This is a genomic window from Lonsdalea iberica (assembly GCF_002111585.1).
GTDB classification, from domain to species: Bacteria; Pseudomonadota; Gammaproteobacteria; order Enterobacterales; family Enterobacteriaceae; genus Lonsdalea; species Lonsdalea iberica.
Genome location: NZ_LUTP01000003.1, coordinates 50,396 through 65,400 on the forward strand (window position 1 = coordinate 50,396; position 15,005 = coordinate 65,400).

Sequence of the window (15,005 nt, forward strand, 5' to 3'; positions counted from 1 at the left end):
GCGCGGCATTCCTGCCTGAACATACGGTGTTGCCCCGAAGCCGCTCACCCGGTTGTCGCGGATCGCTTTCTCCGCACGTTTCTCGGCCGCAACGTCGTGCGAGTTCTGGACGCCAGGACGCTTATTCTGGTGGCAACCGGTTGGCTATAGTATTTTGTGCTATTCAATTCGTTTAAAACCCCGCGAAGCACGGCGGCCGGACATGGCGTCCAGGCGTGGCAGCGAGGGTTTTACCTAGGGAGATGGGATGATTTACAACGCACTACGCTGGCTGTTACGTCGCCTGTACCGTATCGAAATCACCGGGGACGAACGCGTCTTCCGGCAGTCAAAACTCCTGATTACGCCAAACCACGCGTCGTTTATAGACGGCGTGCTGCTGGCCTTGTTCCTGCCTCTGCAAGAAAAACCGATCTTTGCCGTTTACTCCTCCATCGCCGACCGTTGGTTCATGCAGTGGACGAAGCGATTTGTGGACTTTGTGGCGCTGGACCCGACGCAGCCGATGGCCATCAAACATCTGATCCGCGTGGTTGAGCAGGGACGGCCGGTGGTGGTGTTCCCGGAAGGACGCATTACGATCACCGGCGCCTTGATGAAAATCTACAGCGGCGCGGCGTTTGTGGCGGCGCGTTCAGGGGCGACCGTCGTCCCGGTCCGTCTGGAAGGGCCGGAGTTCACGTTTTTCGGCCGTCTGGGCGGCGTTGTACGTCGTCGTCTCTTCCCGCAGATTTCCATGCATTGGCTGCCGGCCGTGCAACTCCCCATGCCTACGGCCGATGGATCGCGTGAGCGCCGTGAACTGGCCGGCGAGCATCTGCATCGCATCATGATGGAAGCCCGCATGGCGGTGCGTCCCCGTCATACGCTGTACCAGGCCTTTTTAGCCGCCTGCGGCCGCTATGGCTACGGCGCCTCCAGCATTGAGGACGTCGCCATGCAGGAAGACAGCTACCACGGCCTGTTGAAAAAATCGCTGGGGGTGTCGCGGATCCTGCAACGCTTCACGGCGGATAAGGAACACGTCGGCCTGCTGCTGCCGAACGCGACCATCACCGCCGCCACCATTCTGGGCTGCTCCCTGAGCGGTCGTGTCCCGGCCATGCTCAATTACACGGCGGGCGTCAAAGGGCTGCAAAGCGCTATTTTGGCGGCCAGCCTCAAAACGATTGTGACGTCGCGCCAGTTCCTCGAAAAAGGCAAGCTGACGCATCTGCCGCAGGAGGTGAAGGACGCCAACTGGGTCTATCTGGAGGACCTGAAAGGGACGGTGACGATCGCCGACAAATTGTGGATCCTGTTCCATCTGCTGTTCCCCGCACAGGCGATGGTGCCGCAGCAGCCTGACGATGCCGCAATGATCCTGTTTACTTCCGGATCGGAAGGCCACCCTAAAGGCGTGGTGCATTCCCACAATAGCCTGTTGGCGAACGTTGAGCAGATCCGCTCCGTCTCCGATTTCACGCCGCAGGACCGCTTTATGTCCGCGTTGCCGCTGTTTCACGCCTTTGGGCTGACGGTCGGGTTGCTGACGCCGCTGATGACTGGCGCGAAACTATTTCTCTACCCGAGTCCGTTGCACTACCGCATTGTGCCGGAGCTGGTCTACGACAGGAATTGCACCGTACTGTTTGGCACCTCGACCTTCCTGGGCAACTACGCGCGCTACGCGCACCCTTACGACTTCACCCGGTTGCGTTACGTCGTCGCCGGGGCGGAAAAACTTTCGGATACCACGCGCGATCTGTGGCAGGAACGCTTCGGCATCCGCATTCTGGAAGGTTATGGCGTCACCGAGTGCGCGCCCGTCGTGGCGATTAATGTGCCGATGGCGGCCAAGCCGCACACCGTCGGGCAGTTACTGCCGGAGATGGAAGGACGCCTGATCCCGGTGCCGGGCATTACCGCGGGCGCGCGTCTCCAACTGCGCGGACCGAACGTGATGAAAGGGTATCTGCGGGTAGAGCGGCCCGGCGTTCTGGAAACGCCTGCCGCCGAAAACGCGCAGGGCGAGCGGGAAGAGGGTTGGTATGACACCGGCGATATCGTCACGTTGGATGAACAGGGTTTCTGCGCCATCGTCGGGCGGGTGAAACGCTTTGCCAAGCTGGCGGGCGAGATGGTCTCGCTGGAGAGCGTGGAGCAACTGGCGTTACAGGCCTCCCCCCATGCGCAACATGCGGCCAGCGCCCGTACCGACAGCAGTAAAGGGGAAGCGCTGGTGCTGTTTACCACCGACGCCGACCTGACCCGCGACCAGCTACAGGCGCAGGCGCGTCAGCATGGCGTACCTGAGCTGGCGGTGCCGCGCGATATTCGTTATGTGAAGGCGCTGCCGATGCTGGGCAGCGGCAAGCCGGACTTCGTCACGCTGCGTGAAATGGCGGAAAATCAGGAGCTCACCGCATGAATCCCGTCTCAACGCCAGCAACGCCGCTGCTTTCACGCGGCATGATCGCCGTAATGGCGGCGCAGTTCTTTTCCGCTTTCGGCGACAATGCGCTGCTGTTCGCGACATTGGCGCTAGTGAAATCGCTGCTGTATCCCGACTGGAGCCAGCCGTTTTTACAAATGGGCTTCGTTGCCGCCTATATCCTACTGGCGCCGTTTGTCGGCCAGTTTGCGGACAGCTTCTCCAAAGGCCGCGTCATGATGCTGGCGAATGCCCTGAAGCTGGCGGGCGCGTTGCTGATTTGCGTGGGCGGTAACCCTTTCCTGGGCTATACGCTGGTCGGCGTTGGCGCGGCGGCGTATTCGCCCGCCAAATACGGCATTCTGGGCGAGATTAGCCACGGCGACCAGTTGGTGAAGGCCAACGGCCTGATGGAAGCCTCCACTATCGCCGCTATTCTACTTGGTTCGGTCGCGGGCGGCCTGTTGGCGGACTGGCATTTGGGCGCCGCGCTCGGCATCTGTGCGCTGGCCTACGGCATCGCGCTGGCGGCCAACCTGCTGATCCCGCGTCTGAATGCGGCGAAAAGCGGCTGTTCGTGGCATCCCCGGCAGATGGTCGGGGCTTTCGTCCATGCCTGCCGGGTGCTGTGGGGCAACGGTGAAACGCGGTTGTCTCTGCTGGGCACCAGCCTGTTCTGGGGCGCGGGCGTGACGCTGCGTTTTCTGTTGGTGCTTTGGGTGCCGCTGGCGCTGGGCATCAGCGACAACTCGACGCCCACGCTGCTAAACGCGATGGTCGCCGTGGGGATCGTCTTCGGCGCGGCGGCGGCGGGGCGTCTGGTGACGTTGAAAACCGTGCGCCGCTGTCTGCCCGCAGGTGTGATGATCGGCGTGATGGTGGTGTTCTTCACGTTGCAGCACACGCTGTTCGGCGCCTATACCTGCTTATTGGTCTTGGGGGCGCTGGGCGGTTTCTTTATTGTGCCGCTCAATGCATTGCTGCAGGAGATCGGCAAGGCCAGCGTCGGCGCGGGCAACGCCGTCGCGGTGCAAAACCTGATGGAAAACGGCGCGATGCTGCTGATGCTGGCGCTGTATTCGCTGGCGGTGAAGCTGGGCGTGCCGGTCATGGGCATTGGGATTGGCTTCGGCGCGCTGTTCGCGCTGGCGATAGCGGTGCTGTGGGCATGGGGACGAGTTAAGCGCTGATGACGAGCGAGGGGAGCGTGGCGACGTGACGACGGCGGTGGAGTGGCATGACTGGGGTGTTGACGATCTGACGGTGAAAAGCGTGTATCAGCTTCTGCGGCTGCGCAATCAGGTCTTTATCGTTGAGCAATCTTGTCCGTATCTGGACATCGACGGGCAGGATCTGACGCCGGGCCATCGCCATATCGTCGCCTACCGACACGGGCAATTAATGGCCTATGCGCGTCTGTTGGCGCCGACGCCTGCGCGCGACGCGGTCGCCATCGGCCGCGTGATCGTCTCCGCCGAGGCGCGTGGACAGAAACTGGGGCATCAACTGATGGCGCAGGCTCTGTCGGCCTGTGCTCGTCACTGGCCGCAGCGTCCGTGCTATTTGTCGGCGCAGGCGCATCTGCAAGACTTCTATCGTCAGCTGGGTTTCGTCGCCGTCGGCGAGCCTTACGACGAAGACGGCATACCGCATATCGACATGTCCCTTCCCGGCAGACCCTCCGCAGATTGAGTCTTATCCCGTTCAGCGCGTGCGTCGCTGAATGGCGCGCGCGCTTTTTTCCCCTTATTTTCTAAAGCGGTGGTCTCGCATCGACCCGCTTTAATTACGCGGCTGGCGGGGGGATATGAACGTCGTCGCGTGGGATAAACCGACAGAAAAACGCCCCAGACGTGAAATAACGCTTGGGGCGGAGTGTGATGCTCAGCGCTTTAGGGGGTTAGCTGGCGGTACGGGAGATAGAGCTGCCGAGCTTTTGCACGTCCTGACCAAATCCGCGCGTGGTGTTACAACCGCTCAGCAGGGTGGTTATCAACAGTACAGCCGTCAGTAATGTGATGTTTTTCATCGTGGTTTACCTGCTACCTCAGTGTCAGTCCTGACTTCACTTTGTCATATTCCCGCCTGCCAGATCAATGCGCTTCATCGCGGCGCCAGCGGATTTGATTCAGGCCCGTATCGCATGACGACGCGCGGCGAAATCAGTCGGCGAGAAAGCCTTCCAGCAGCGTATTCAGGAACAGTTTGCCGTGCTCGGTGATCTGCCAGTGGCGGTCGGTCTCCGTCAGAAAACCTTGCGCCAGCGCTGCGTCGATCTGCGGGCGGATCGCCTGCTCCGTCAGTCCAGTATAGTCCGTGAAATCAGCGCGCGGGGCGGGTTCGAGCAGACGAAAACGGTTCATAAAGAACTCGAACGGACGGTCTTGAAGCGCGACCTCCGTGGTGGTATGGCGATATTCGCCCCGCATGTAGCCACGCGGATGACGCATTTTGGCGGTGCGCACAATCCGTCCGTCGGCGAACGTCAGCTTGCCGTGTGCGCCGCAGCCAATGCCCAGATAGTCGCCGAAGCGCCAGTAGTTCAGATTATGTTGGCACTGGTAGCCCGGCTGGGCGTAGGCCGAGGTTTCATACTGTTGATAGCCTGCGGCGCTCAGCAGGTCGTGGCCGGCGCTGAAAATGTCCCAAAGCGCATCGTCGTCCGGCAGCGTCGGCGGCCGTGAGCCGAACAGCGTATTGGGTTCGATGGTGAGCTGATACCACGACAGATGCGGCGGGTTCAGCGCGATAGCCTGACGCAAATCGTCCAGCGCTTCTTCCAGAGACTGCTGCGGCAAGCCGTGCATCAGGTCGAGGTTGAAGCTGCGCAGGCCTAACCGTTCGGCCAGCCGCGCGGCGCGTTTCGCCTCTTCCGGCCCGTGAATGCGGCCCAGCCGCTTGAGTTTGTCCGGGCTAAAGCTTTGCACGCCGATGGAAATGCGGTTGATGCCCGCCTGTTGGTAGCCGCTAAAGCGATCAGCTTCGACGGTGCCGGGATTGGCCTCCATTGTGACTTCGGCCTCCGGCGATAGATCCAGTCTGGCGCGGACGCCGTCCATCAGCTGTTGCATCGCTTCGGCGCTCAGCAGGCTCGGTGTGCCGCCGCCGATGAAGATCGAGTGCAGCGGACGCCCCTGGGCCATCGCCAGATCCGCATCCAGATCGGCCAGCAGGTGATCCACATATTCCCCGTGCGGCACTTCGCCTTTGAGCGCGTGCGAGTTGAAGTCGCAGTACGGGCATTTCTGCACGCACCAGGGAATATGGATGTAGAGACTAAGCGGAGGTAGCTTAAGCATTGCGCAGGGCATCCAGCAGTTGGCGAAGGGCTTTACCGCGGTGCGATCGGCTCAGCTTTTCGCTGCGGGTCAGCTCTGCGGCGCTGACGCCGGCGTCCGGCACGATGAAAATCGGGTCATAGCCAAAACCGCCGCTACCCGCCGGTTCACGGGCGATAGTGCCCTGCCAGCTGCCGTGACACACCAGCGGCGTCGGGTCGTCCGCATGCATCAGAAAGACCAGCACGCAGTGAAAACGGGCGGTGCGCTGGTCATCCGGCACATCTTGCATGGCATCCAGCAGCTTGTTCAGATTTTGCTGGTCGTCGGCGTCTTCGCCCGCGTAGCGCGCGGAGTAGATCCCCGGCGCGCCGGCCAGCGCATCCACGGCCAGACCTGAGTCGTCGGCGATGGCGGGCAGTCCCGTGATGCGCGCGGCATGACGGGCCTTAAGGATGGCGTTCTCGATGAACGTCAGGCCGGTCTCTTCGGCGGCGTCCACGCCCAGATCGGTCTGCGCCACGATATCCAGCCCGAAGTCCGCCAGCAGATCGGCGAGTTCACGCACTTTACCGGCGTTGCCGGTGGCTAATACGACTTTTTGCATTAATGAGTTAGTCCTGAGAAGGTGAAGCAATGAGTTCCGCGACGTTGGCGGGGATCGTCTGCGGATCGACGATTTTGATCTGTTTATGCCGACCCAGCTCGCCTTTTTCAATAATGACTTTGCTTTTGGCGACGCGAAACTGCTTGGAGAGAAATTTGACCAGATGCGCGTTGGCCTGACCGTCGACCGGCGGCGCGGTGATCGCCACCTTAAGCTCTTCGCCGTGCAGGCCGACAATCTGGTCGCGGCTGGCTTTCGGCTGTATATACAGCCGAATCACCAGTTCGTCCCGATCGTAGCTGACTGCACTCACAGCAGGAACCACAGCCCGGGGAACAGATCCATGCCGAGGTAGTTCAGCAGATACAGGATCAGGATGACGACCATCGCGGAGAAGTCGAGGCCGCCCATCGCAGGCAGTATGCGGCGGATTGGCGCCATCAGCGGCTCGGTCAACTGATACAGCAGGTAATCGACCGGGCTGCGGCCCTGGCTGATCCAGCTCATCAACGAACGGATGATGACCATCCAGAACACCAGATAACCCGCGGATTTGACCAGCGACAGCAGTCCGACCAGCAGATTCATCGGGCTTAGCGACAGCGCGCCGACCTGTATGAGCAGCAGCAGCGGGTATTTCAGCGTGGTCAGCAGGAACGCCAGCAGCAGCGAGGCGCTATCGATAGGGCCGAGCGAGGGGATGATGCGGCGCAGCGGTCCGACGATCGGCTGGGTCAGCTTCACCACGAACTGCGATAGCGGGTTATAAAAATCGCTGCGCGACCACTGCATCCAGATGCGCAACAGCAGCACCATCACATACAGATCGATTAGCGTTTTGACTAAAAACGTCAGAGTAAGCATAAATGCAACGGTTCCTTTCGGGTCAGAGGGAGATGTCGTGGAGGCATAAGGCCACGATTAAAACAGCTTTTCCATTTCTTTGGCGCGAGCGACGGCGGCCTGCATGGCGTTAGACACGGTTTCAGTCAGGTGCTGTTCGTTGAAAACGCGCAGCGCTTCGGCCGTGGTGCCGCCCTTGGAGGTCACATTTTCGCGCAGGGTAGACAAATCTTTGTCCGGGCTGGCGGCGACCAGCGCGGCGGCGCCGGTGGCGGCCTGCTGAACCAGCTGGCGTGCCGTGTGAGCATCGAACCCCTGACGTTCGGCTTCCCGCTGCATGGCCTCCATAAACAGGAAGAAGTAGGCAGGCGCGCTGCCCGCCGCGGCGATGACGCCGTTGATCTGCGCTTCCTCATCGACCCAGCAGACTTCGCCGACGCTGCTCATCAGGGCGGCGGTGAAGTCACGGTCAGCCTTGCTCACGTTATCGGGCGCATACAGTCCGCTCATCCCCTGACAGACCAGAGACGGGGTGTTAGGCATGATCCGGACGATATTCAACGGCTTGCCCAGCAGCGCCTGAAAACGCGCGACGCCGACGCCCGCGGCGATGGACAGCACCAATTTGTCGCTGAAGTCGACGTTCGACGCCAGCGATGAGCATACCTCCGCCATCAACTGAGGTTTTACCGCCAGCACCACGACATCGGCGTGTTGTACGCAGTCGATGTTATCGCCGGAGCTGATAATGCCATACTCTCTGGCCAACGCATCGCGACGCGTCGCTGTCGGGGCGCTTACGGCAATGTGCGTGGCGGGATAGCCGCCGTCGATTAAGCCGGCAATAATGGCCTGCGCCATGTTACCTGCGCCGATAAAGGCAATTTTACGGTGTTCCATCGGATTCTCGCTGTAGTCGGGTGTCTGTTAAGCGTCAGGCGGCGGAGTAATCTCTCGCGCCGAAAATCGCCGTGCCAATTCGCACCAGCGTGCTGCCGGCGGCGATGGCCGCCGGCATGTCGTCCGTCATCCCCATGGAAAGGGTATCCGACTCTGGATAACGGCTCCTGAGCTGCTGAAAAAGATCGGACAGCTGGCGGAAAACCGCGAGCTGACGCTGATAGTCGCTTTCCGGCGCCGGGATCGCCATCAGGCCGCGCAAGCGCAGTCGGGGCATGGCGGCGACGCTGTCGGCCAGCGCGGGCAGTGCGTCCGCCATCATGCCTGACTTACTCGCTTCCTGACTGATGTTGATCTGTAACAGGACATTGAGCGGCGGCAGCCCGTCCGGACGCTGGTCGTTCAGGCGCTGCGCGATGCGCAGGCGATCGATAGTGTGGCACCAGTCGAAGTGCTCCGCCACCAGTCGGCTTTTGTTGGACTGCAAAGGACCGATGAAGTGCCATTCCAACGGCATATCGGGCTTCGCGGCGCGGAAATGTAGGATTTTATCGACGCCTTCCTGGACGTAATTTTCGCCGAAGGCGCGCTGTCCGGCTTCGATCGCCGCTTCGATCGCGCTGAGGGGTTTGGTCTTGCTGACGGCCAGCAGCGTGACGTCTTCGGGAAGGCGTCCGCAGCGTTCGGCCGCCGCAGAAATTTGCTGCCTGACGCCCTGTAGATTCTGCTGCACCGTCTGTGTCGTAAGGTTCGTGCTCATAGTCATTCAGGAGGCTTATAGGTGATTTGAAATATCGGTTCGGCAGATAGTGTAAAACAGAATGCCCTGGATCTGCACCTTGAAGGGTAACCAGTCCGGTGGGCGAAGCGCCTTAACGCATGAAAAAAGGCGTGCTCGCAAGAGTTTGGTCTAAGCTAAAAACCAGCAAGCCGGATAGGTGCGGCCTCGACCTGCCGGTTTGCTTCGTTCGACAGTTCTAAAGATGACCGCCGTTTATAGGGAATTTTCAATGAATAAAAAGAAAACAATCGCGACCATCGGCGTCGCCTTACTCCTTCCCCTGATGGCTGATTCAGCCAGCGCCGCCGCGCCTTCGTCCCCGCCTATCGGCAAGATTTGCAAAGCGACCACCTCGTTAATTTTCGGACGCAGCACCCAGATTATGAAGCTCGACGCCGTTGAAAACGGCATCGCTTATGTGCATTACTTCCGGCCTGGCGACCGTTCCCGCTGGGCGATCAAATGCAAGCTGGCGGGCAATCGTGTGTTGTGGGCCAGCAACAATCCCGACAGCATTGGCCGGTGGCGCGACGATCCCGCGGATGAAACCATCACCTACCGCATTCACGGCGATGCGCTCGATATCAGCGAAATCTACTCCGATGGCTCCAAGGAGCGGCAGTCTTACTCGTTAAACGCGCTTTAGCGTTGAAAACCGCTGGCCTTTCCGGACGAGGCCAGCCCGTCCGGAGCGCGGGCTTAAGCGTAGTCGATGCGCTCGGGCGTACGGCGCATGATCACCTTTCCGTGGCGCACGGACAGCAGCGCCTTGGCCTGACGACGCACGGCCTCGTAGTCATTTTCCGCGTCCATAATCAGTAGGTTGGCGGGCCGGCCGACGACCAGACCGTATTTTTCGCCCAGATGCATCGCTTTGGCGCTGTGATCAGTCACAAAGTCCAGACAGCGCTGTAGATCTTGGTAGCCCATCATGTGACAGATATGTAGCCCCGCATCCAGCACTCGCAGCAGGTTGCCGTTGCCCAGCGGATACCACGGATCTTTGATGGAATCCTGACCGAAACAGACGTTCATCCCTGCACGATCCAGCTCCGCGACGCGGGTAATGCCGCGCCGTTTTGGGAAGGTGTCGAAACGGCCTTGCAGGTGGATGCTTTCGGTCGGACAGGATATGAAGCTGATGCCGGAACGCTTAAGCAGACGAAACAGCTTGGAACAGTAGGCGTTATCGTAGGATCCCATCGCCACCGTATGGCTGGCGGTCACGCGCTCGCCCATGCCGCGCACACGCGCTTCTTCGGCCAGCACCTCCAGAAAACGCGACTGGGGATCGTCGGTCTCATCGCAGTGCACATCTACCAGACAGCCCCGGCGCTCCGCCAGATCCATCAGAAACTTCACCGAACTCACGCCTTGTTCGCGGGTATTTTCGAAGTGCGGGATCCCGCCGACGACGTCGGCGCCCAGGTCAATCGCCTGTTCCATCAGTTTGCGGCCATCGGGGAACGACTCGATCCCTTCCTGCGGAAACGCGACGATTTGCAGGTCGATCAGATCGCGTGCTTCCTCTTTGACTTCCAGCATAGATTTTAGCGCACCCAGCGTGGGATCGGTCACGTCGATGTGGGTACGCACATGCTGGATACCGTGATCTCGCAGCAGGCCGATGGTGCTGTGCGCCCGGCACTTGGTGTCTTCGTGGGTGATTGTGGCTTTGCGCTGGCTCCAGCGCTCAATACCTTCGAACAGCGTCCCGCTCATGTTCCATGCCGGTTCACCGGCGGTCAGGGTCGCATCGAGGTGGATATGCGGCTCCACCAGCGGCGGGATCACCAGCCGCCCGCCTGCATCGATGTCCTCGGGCGCCGCCGTTAGCTGACCGTTCTGCGGCTCGATGGCGGCGATCAGACCCTCGCGTAGGCTCAGGGTATATAGGCCCGGCTGATGGCGAAGCCCAGCATTGATAATGTTCATAGCAACTCCTGCTGTTGTGCGTTGGACATACGCCAGATCAGCAAAGCGACCGACGCATTCAAGCGAAATTGGGGATCGCTCAACGCATTCCCCGACTGTTGTTCGATGCGCTGCAAACGCTGATGCAGCGTATTGCGATGAATATGTAGCCGCTCGGCGGCTTTGATCAGATTGCCGTTTTCCTGCAACACGGCGTCGAGCGTTTCCACCAGTTGATGCGGATGTTTGCGGTGAGGCTCGAACAGCATCCCCAGCGTCTCCTCCATGAACTGCGTGATCAGTTCAGGCTCTTCGACGGCGGTCAGCAGTTTCAGCACGCCCAGCTCGCTATAGTCGCACTGGCCCTTGGCCGGCTGCATGCTCTGCGTGACATCCAGCGCGCGTCGCGCTTCGATCAATCCTTGTCGGTAGCGCGCCGCCGACATCACCGTGGACGAGATGCCGCAGAACAGGCGCAGCGGGCGGATAGTGTCGTCGATCGTTCGCTGTACGTGTTGCAACCGCTGTTGGCTGCGCCGGAATGGCCGATCGTCCTCGGGCAGCAGCAGGATGAACAGTTCGCCTAGTACGATCAGCGGCAGCCCGGCGTCGTGGCTGGTCAGCGCCGCCTCCAGCTGCTGTTGAATTTGTTGGCGGGCCGACTGTAATCGCGCTTCGGCCGTCGCGGGATCGTGCCTGCTGAACAGGGCTTGCGTGCCGCTCAGTCGCAGCGCGACGATCCGACGAGGCTGCTCCAGCGCGAGGTGGAGATAGCTGGCGCGCTGGTTAGCGATCGCCAGGCTCGGATACTCGCCGGTCAGCAATTGGATCAGAATGTCTCGTTGGGATCGCAGCGTCGCTTCTCGCTGGACCAGCGCAGTGCCGATCAACTGAGTGACGATCCCCATTTTGAGCGAGTAGGGCTGTTCTATCAATGGAATCCCTAGCGTGTCCGCAAGCGTGATAACGGTCTGCGGGATCGCATGAATAAACGCCTCTCCGGTGAGGATCACGATGCCCGCAATACCGCGTTGGCGGCCTTCTCGCAAGAGCCGCCGCAGGTTTTCCTCATCGCGCGGATGGTTGATCCCGGTGACGAACACCAGCTCGCCGCCCATGATCCACTCGGCGATCCCTTCATTTCCCGCCACGTAGTACCAGCGCACCGCGCGATGAATATTGTGCGCGCCGCCGCGCAGCGTCAGCGGCTCCAGCCCCGGTAGCGACAGAATTTCACCGATGGTCAAACTCATGACTGCTCCTTGCTTTCCGTCAGGACCGCACGGCGTCCGGTCAATCGCGTGAAGAGTATATAAAGGCCGGCGGAGGCTGCGATACCGACCAGCGGAAAGGCGACGCCCAGCTTGCCGCCCGCGAACATCGTTGCCGTAAAAAACGTACAGCTGAACAATACCATTGAGATCGAGAGCAACCCTTTGCGCTGATTTTTGGGTGTTTCACTCAAGGGAAACTCATTCCGTTCTGACATGGCGGTGGCCTCTGTTTAACGTAGGGAAGGGAAATACCTGAGTTAACAGAGCAATTAACGTGCCCGTTTTTTGATTCGGAGAAAGTAGGCGGTGGATACGTCAAGTATTGTGCAGTTTGCCCGGTTTTTGCGTCTTTATTTCCCGTAACCGCTCTATGATTGTGCGTTTTGCCCGTGAGATGCACTGATATCGACAGGCGTGCCGAAGGAAGAAAAGGGAAGAGGGGCGATAAAAGGTCGTCGCCGCCTTGATGGCGACGACGGTCGGGCGTTAGGGCAGTAGCGGAAGCTTATCGCCGATGCGGAACATCGCCATGGCTTCCACCAACTGGCGGGATTGCGCTTCCAGCGATTCGGTCGTGCTGGCGGAGGCTTTCACCAGCGCGGCGTTCTGTTGGGCGACCTTGTCTATTTGGGTAAAGGCGATATTGACCTGCTCAATGCCGCGATGCTGCTCCTGAGACGCATAGGCGATCTCTTTTATCAGGCTGGTGATGCGGTTGATCTCGCCGGACACCTCGTCCATGGTCTCGCCCGCCTGCGAGGCCAGCGTCAGGCCCTCGGTCACGTGGTTCTGCGAGTCCATGATGAGCGTTCGAATCTCCCGTGCGGCCTGTCCGCTGTGCTGGGCCAGATGGCGAACCTCGCTCGCCACTACCGCGAACCCTTTGCCTTGTTCTCCGGCGCGAGCTGCTTCCACCGCCGCGTTCAGCGCCAGAATGTTGGTCTGGAATGCGATGCCGTCGATGACACCGAGGATATCGCTGATGCGTTTGGCGCTGGCGGCGATTTCCTGCATTTTCTCGATGACGTAGCACACCGATTCGTTGCCCCGGTCGGTGGTGTCCGAAACGTTGTCCGTCAACTGATGCGCCAGCGTAGCGGTGTCGGCGTTGTGTTTGACCGTAGCGCTGAGCTGCTCCAGGCTGGCCGCCGTCTGCTCGAGCGCGGCCACTGAGGCTTCGGTGCGCTCTTCAAGGTGACGGTTGCCGGAGGTCAGTTCATGGCTGCCGTGGTCAATGTGAGTACTGGCGTCGCGCACCTGTCCGACCGATGTCATTAGTGCGAGCTGCATGCGTTCAATGGCGTCGCTCAGGCGGCCTAGTTCGTTATCACCGTTTGCCGGGATGCGCTGAGTCAGATCGCCCGCCGCCACCTGCTCCAATTGCTCAATGGCCCGGTCGAGCGGCTTGAGTAGCATATGCCGCAGCGCCTTCCAGCCAAGGAATACCAACAGCAGCGACAGCAGGCCGGCCACGCTAATCAGCAACAGCATGATGCGTTCGTTATCTTCGGCGTCCTGAATGCGTTCAACGGCTTGCTGCTGCGCATAGGTGCGAAACGCTTGAATCGCGCGGTCGAATGCCGTCGACAGCGGCGTCAGTTCGCTTTCCAATAGCGTGTAGTATTCGTCTGTGTACTGTTTTTGCAGCGATTCCACCATCGGGTTGAGGCCTTGTTCCAGATAGCGTTGATAGGATGTCGCGACGTTTTTCGCCAGCGAAAGTCCTTCCTCCGACGCATGTCCGGTCTGGGAAAATTGCTGGATAACCTGGGTTGCGCGCTGGACATCGCGGGTCAGACGCTCGGTTTCCTGTGCGCCGATATCGAGCAAGCCGACCTCGATTTTTCGGACGGCCAGCGTGGCCGAAGCTCTGGCCTGTAGCGTGAGGTTATAGCCGTTCATCAGGCCGCCCAGCTGTATACCCTGAATAAGGTTTAGCGCGCCGAGCGATTGTCGGCTTTGATTAATGGAGTGAATGCCCATGCCGCTGACGATAAGCAGCAGCAGGGTGACGAGCGTTAACAACGACAAAAGACCGGTACGAATGGAGAGGTTCTTCAAACGCATGATGTCTATTCCCTGTGTGTAGAAAAAATCACGGACGGCATCACTGCAACGCCGCCGGACGTTGCCTGCTATAGAATATGAAGCTCCCCCGACTGCCCCGGACAAATCTGGGCGGCGCTCGAAATCGTGGCGCACTCTCTGTACGCTGCGTTCCCGTAGTCTTTCCGAGTCCAAACGGGGCGTGAGGGATAAAGGCCACGAAGCGTGGATTTTGAACATATCAGAAGAGCGGCGAGGGCAGGAAACAGGATTCCCTTATCGTATGGCGGAGGCCAAAAAGGGAAAAATGGAGCGAAATTGTCGTTAAACGTTAAATAATTGGCCCTGATGTTTGCCGCTGGTTTATTATCTGCTGATAAAAAATGAGCATGTAGTGTGAGATGCCGTTTACGAATGTTGAGTTGCGAAGCACAGCGGGGAACCTGAAAGCACGGGGCGGCTTCCTCAGCGGCACCCGAAAATGTCCCCAGAGGTGAATGTGCAGTTAACACGTTTTACGGATTACGGCCTGCGAGCGCTGATCTATCTGGCGTCGTTGCCGGAAGGAAAAATGACCAGTATTACTGAAGTGACCGACGTTTACGGCGTCTCTCGCAATCACATGGTCAAAATTATCAATCAACTGAGCCGCGCCGGGCTGATTAACGCGGTCCGTGGCAAAAACGGCGGCATCCGACTGGGCCGTGACCCGGCTACCATCCGCATCAGCGACGTATTGCGAGAACTGGAGCCGCTGACTTTGGTCAACTGCGATCGCGATAGGTGTCACATAACTTCCGCCTGCCGTCTCAAGCAGGCCCTTCATCAGGCAGTGCAGAGTTTCCTGCAGGAGCTGGACAGTTACACGCTGGCTGATATGGTGAAAGAAAATCCGCCGCTATACCAATTACTTCTGGTTGAATAAGCAAGCCATTCAGCCACCTGCCGA

General features: G+C 59.7%; 15 protein-coding genes and 1 pseudogene. 5 read left to right on the forward strand and 11 right to left on the reverse strand.

The features are described from left to right. Positions 1-247: 247 nt before the first annotated feature. From aas to AU511_RS01660, 3 genes are read left to right on the forward strand one after another with little or no spacing between them, the layout of a single operon-like run. On the forward strand, positions 248-2,410 hold the full coding sequence (gene aas / locus AU511_RS01650) for a bifunctional acyl-ACP--phospholipid O-acyltransferase/long-chain-fatty-acid--ACP ligase (RefSeq protein WP_094108563.1): 2,163 nt from the start codon (positions 248-250) through the stop codon (positions 2,408-2,410). Further along, positions 2,407-3,603, forward strand: coding sequence for a lysophospholipid transporter LplT (gene lplT, locus AU511_RS01655; protein ID WP_094108564.1), 1,197 nt, complete (start codon positions 2,407-2,409; stop codon positions 3,601-3,603). The genes aas and lplT overlap by 4 nt, the downstream gene beginning before the upstream one ends. 25 nt (positions 3,604-3,628) lie before the next feature. Beyond that, a complete protein-coding gene (locus AU511_RS01660; RefSeq protein WP_094108565.1) occupies positions 3,629-4,105 on the forward strand; it encodes a GNAT family N-acetyltransferase in 477 nt (158 codons plus the stop codon). A 208-nt stretch (positions 4,106-4,313) separates the two neighbouring features. Here the strand turns inward: AU511_RS01660 and AU511_RS01665 are convergent, their stop codons facing one another. The 7 genes from AU511_RS01665 to AU511_RS01695 all read right to left on the reverse strand — a co-directional run bounded on the left by AU511_RS01665 (position 4,314) and on the right by AU511_RS01695 (position 8,807). Further along, positions 4,314-4,442 (reverse strand): entericidin A/B family lipoprotein, encoded by a 129-nt coding sequence (locus AU511_RS01665; protein WP_094100845.1) that lies wholly within the window; start codon positions 4,440-4,442, stop codon positions 4,314-4,316. A 133-nt stretch (positions 4,443-4,575) separates the two neighbouring features. Next, positions 4,576-5,712 carry a radical SAM family heme chaperone HemW gene (gene hemW / locus AU511_RS01670; protein WP_094108566.1) on the reverse strand — a complete coding sequence of 379 codons (1,137 nt, stop codon included), beginning with the start codon at positions 5,710-5,712 and terminating at the stop codon, positions 4,576-4,578. Beyond that, entirely contained in the window at positions 5,705-6,298 is a 594-nt protein-coding gene (gene rdgB, locus AU511_RS01675; protein WP_094108567.1) for an RdgB/HAM1 family non-canonical purine NTP pyrophosphatase, read from the reverse strand. The genes hemW and rdgB overlap by 8 nt, the downstream gene beginning before the upstream one ends. Before the next feature lie 7 nt (positions 6,299-6,305). Then, positions 6,306-6,611, reverse strand: a complete 306-nt coding sequence (gene yggU, locus AU511_RS01680) for a DUF167 family protein YggU (protein WP_085651113.1) — start codon at positions 6,609-6,611, stop codon at positions 6,306-6,308. Continuing rightward, on the reverse strand, positions 6,608-7,162 hold the full coding sequence (locus AU511_RS01685; RefSeq protein ID WP_094108568.1) for a YggT family protein: 555 nt from the start codon (positions 7,160-7,162) through the stop codon (positions 6,608-6,610). Before AU511_RS01685 ends, yggU begins: the two co-directional genes overlap by 4 nt. 57 nt (positions 7,163-7,219) lie before the next feature. Next, positions 7,220-8,041, reverse strand: a complete 822-nt coding sequence (gene proC / locus AU511_RS01690) for a pyrroline-5-carboxylate reductase (protein WP_094108569.1) — start codon at positions 8,039-8,041, stop codon at positions 7,220-7,222. 34 nt (positions 8,042-8,075) lie between these two features. Beyond that, a complete protein-coding gene (locus AU511_RS01695; RefSeq protein WP_094108570.1) occupies positions 8,076-8,807 on the reverse strand; it encodes a YggS family pyridoxal phosphate-dependent enzyme in 732 nt (243 codons plus the stop codon). A gap of 244 nt (positions 8,808-9,051) precedes the next feature. Here AU511_RS01695 and AU511_RS01700 point away from each other — a divergent pair, with 244 nt between their 5' ends. Continuing rightward, a complete protein-coding gene (locus tag AU511_RS01700; RefSeq protein WP_094108571.1) occupies positions 9,052-9,468 on the forward strand; it encodes a hypothetical protein in 417 nt (138 codons plus the stop codon). Between the two features lie 53 nt (positions 9,469-9,521). On the opposite strand, the gene codA is transcribed toward AU511_RS01700, so the two are convergent. From codA to AU511_RS01720, 4 genes and pseudogenes are all read right to left on the reverse strand, one after another. Next, positions 9,522-10,757 (reverse strand): cytosine deaminase, encoded by a 1,236-nt coding sequence (gene codA / locus AU511_RS01705; RefSeq protein WP_094108572.1) that lies wholly within the window; start codon positions 10,755-10,757, stop codon positions 9,522-9,524. Next, complete coding sequence (locus AU511_RS01710; RefSeq protein WP_094108573.1) at positions 10,754-11,989, reverse strand: PucR family transcriptional regulator; 1,236 nt, start codon at positions 11,987-11,989, stop codon at positions 10,754-10,756. The genes codA and AU511_RS01710 overlap by 4 nt, the downstream gene beginning before the upstream one ends. Before the next feature lie 86 nt (positions 11,990-12,075). Continuing rightward, positions 12,076-12,225, reverse strand: a pseudogene (locus tag AU511_RS17080) (cytosine permease); the annotation flags it as partial. Between the two features lie 271 nt (positions 12,226-12,496). After that, positions 12,497-14,077, reverse strand: a complete 1,581-nt coding sequence (locus AU511_RS01720) for a methyl-accepting chemotaxis protein (protein ID WP_094108574.1) — start codon at positions 14,075-14,077, stop codon at positions 12,497-12,499. A gap of 478 nt (positions 14,078-14,555) precedes the next feature. Here AU511_RS01720 and nsrR point away from each other — a divergent pair, with 478 nt between their 5' ends. Beyond that, positions 14,556-14,981, forward strand: a complete 426-nt coding sequence (nsrR, locus tag AU511_RS01725) for a nitric oxide-sensing transcriptional repressor NsrR (RefSeq protein WP_099045351.1) — start codon at positions 14,556-14,558, stop codon at positions 14,979-14,981. Positions 14,982-15,005 lie beyond the last annotated feature (24 nt).

Bases quoted from the DNA above. Each gene is read 5' to 3' on its own strand.
- AU511_RS01695 (WP_094108570.1), bottom strand. From the start codon at position 8,807: ATGACTATGAGCACGAACCTTACGACACAGACGGTGCAGCAGAATCTA.
- rdgB (WP_094108567.1), bottom strand. From the start codon at position 6,298: ATGCAAAAAGTCGTATTAGCCACCGGCAACGCCGGTAAAGTGCGTGAA.
- AU511_RS01700 (WP_094108571.1), top strand. From the start codon at position 9,052: ATGAATAAAAAGAAAACAATCGCGACCATCGGCGTCGCCTTACTCCTT.
- AU511_RS01720 (WP_094108574.1), bottom strand. From the start codon at position 14,077: ATGCGTTTGAAGAACCTCTCCATTCGTACCGGTCTTTTGTCGTTGTTA.
- AU511_RS01665 (WP_094100845.1), bottom strand. From the start codon at position 4,442: ATGAAAAACATCACATTACTGACGGCTGTACTGTTGATAACCACCCTG.
- proC (WP_094108569.1), bottom strand. From the start codon at position 8,041: ATGGAACACCGTAAAATTGCCTTTATCGGCGCAGGTAACATGGCGCAG.
- AU511_RS01685 (WP_094108568.1), bottom strand. From the start codon at position 7,162: ATGCTTACTCTGACGTTTTTAGTCAAAACGCTAATCGATCTGTATGTG.
- lplT (WP_094108564.1), top strand. From the start codon at position 2,407: ATGAATCCCGTCTCAACGCCAGCAACGCCGCTGCTTTCACGCGGCATG.
- hemW (WP_094108566.1), bottom strand. From the start codon at position 5,712: ATGCTTAAGCTACCTCCGCTTAGTCTCTACATCCATATTCCCTGGTGC.
- codA (WP_094108572.1), bottom strand. From the start codon at position 10,757: ATGAACATTATCAATGCTGGGCTTCGCCATCAGCCGGGCCTATATACC.
- AU511_RS01710 (WP_094108573.1), bottom strand. From the start codon at position 11,989: ATGAGTTTGACCATCGGTGAAATTCTGTCGCTACCGGGGCTGGAGCCG.
- aas (WP_094108563.1), top strand. From the start codon at position 248: ATGATTTACAACGCACTACGCTGGCTGTTACGTCGCCTGTACCGTATC.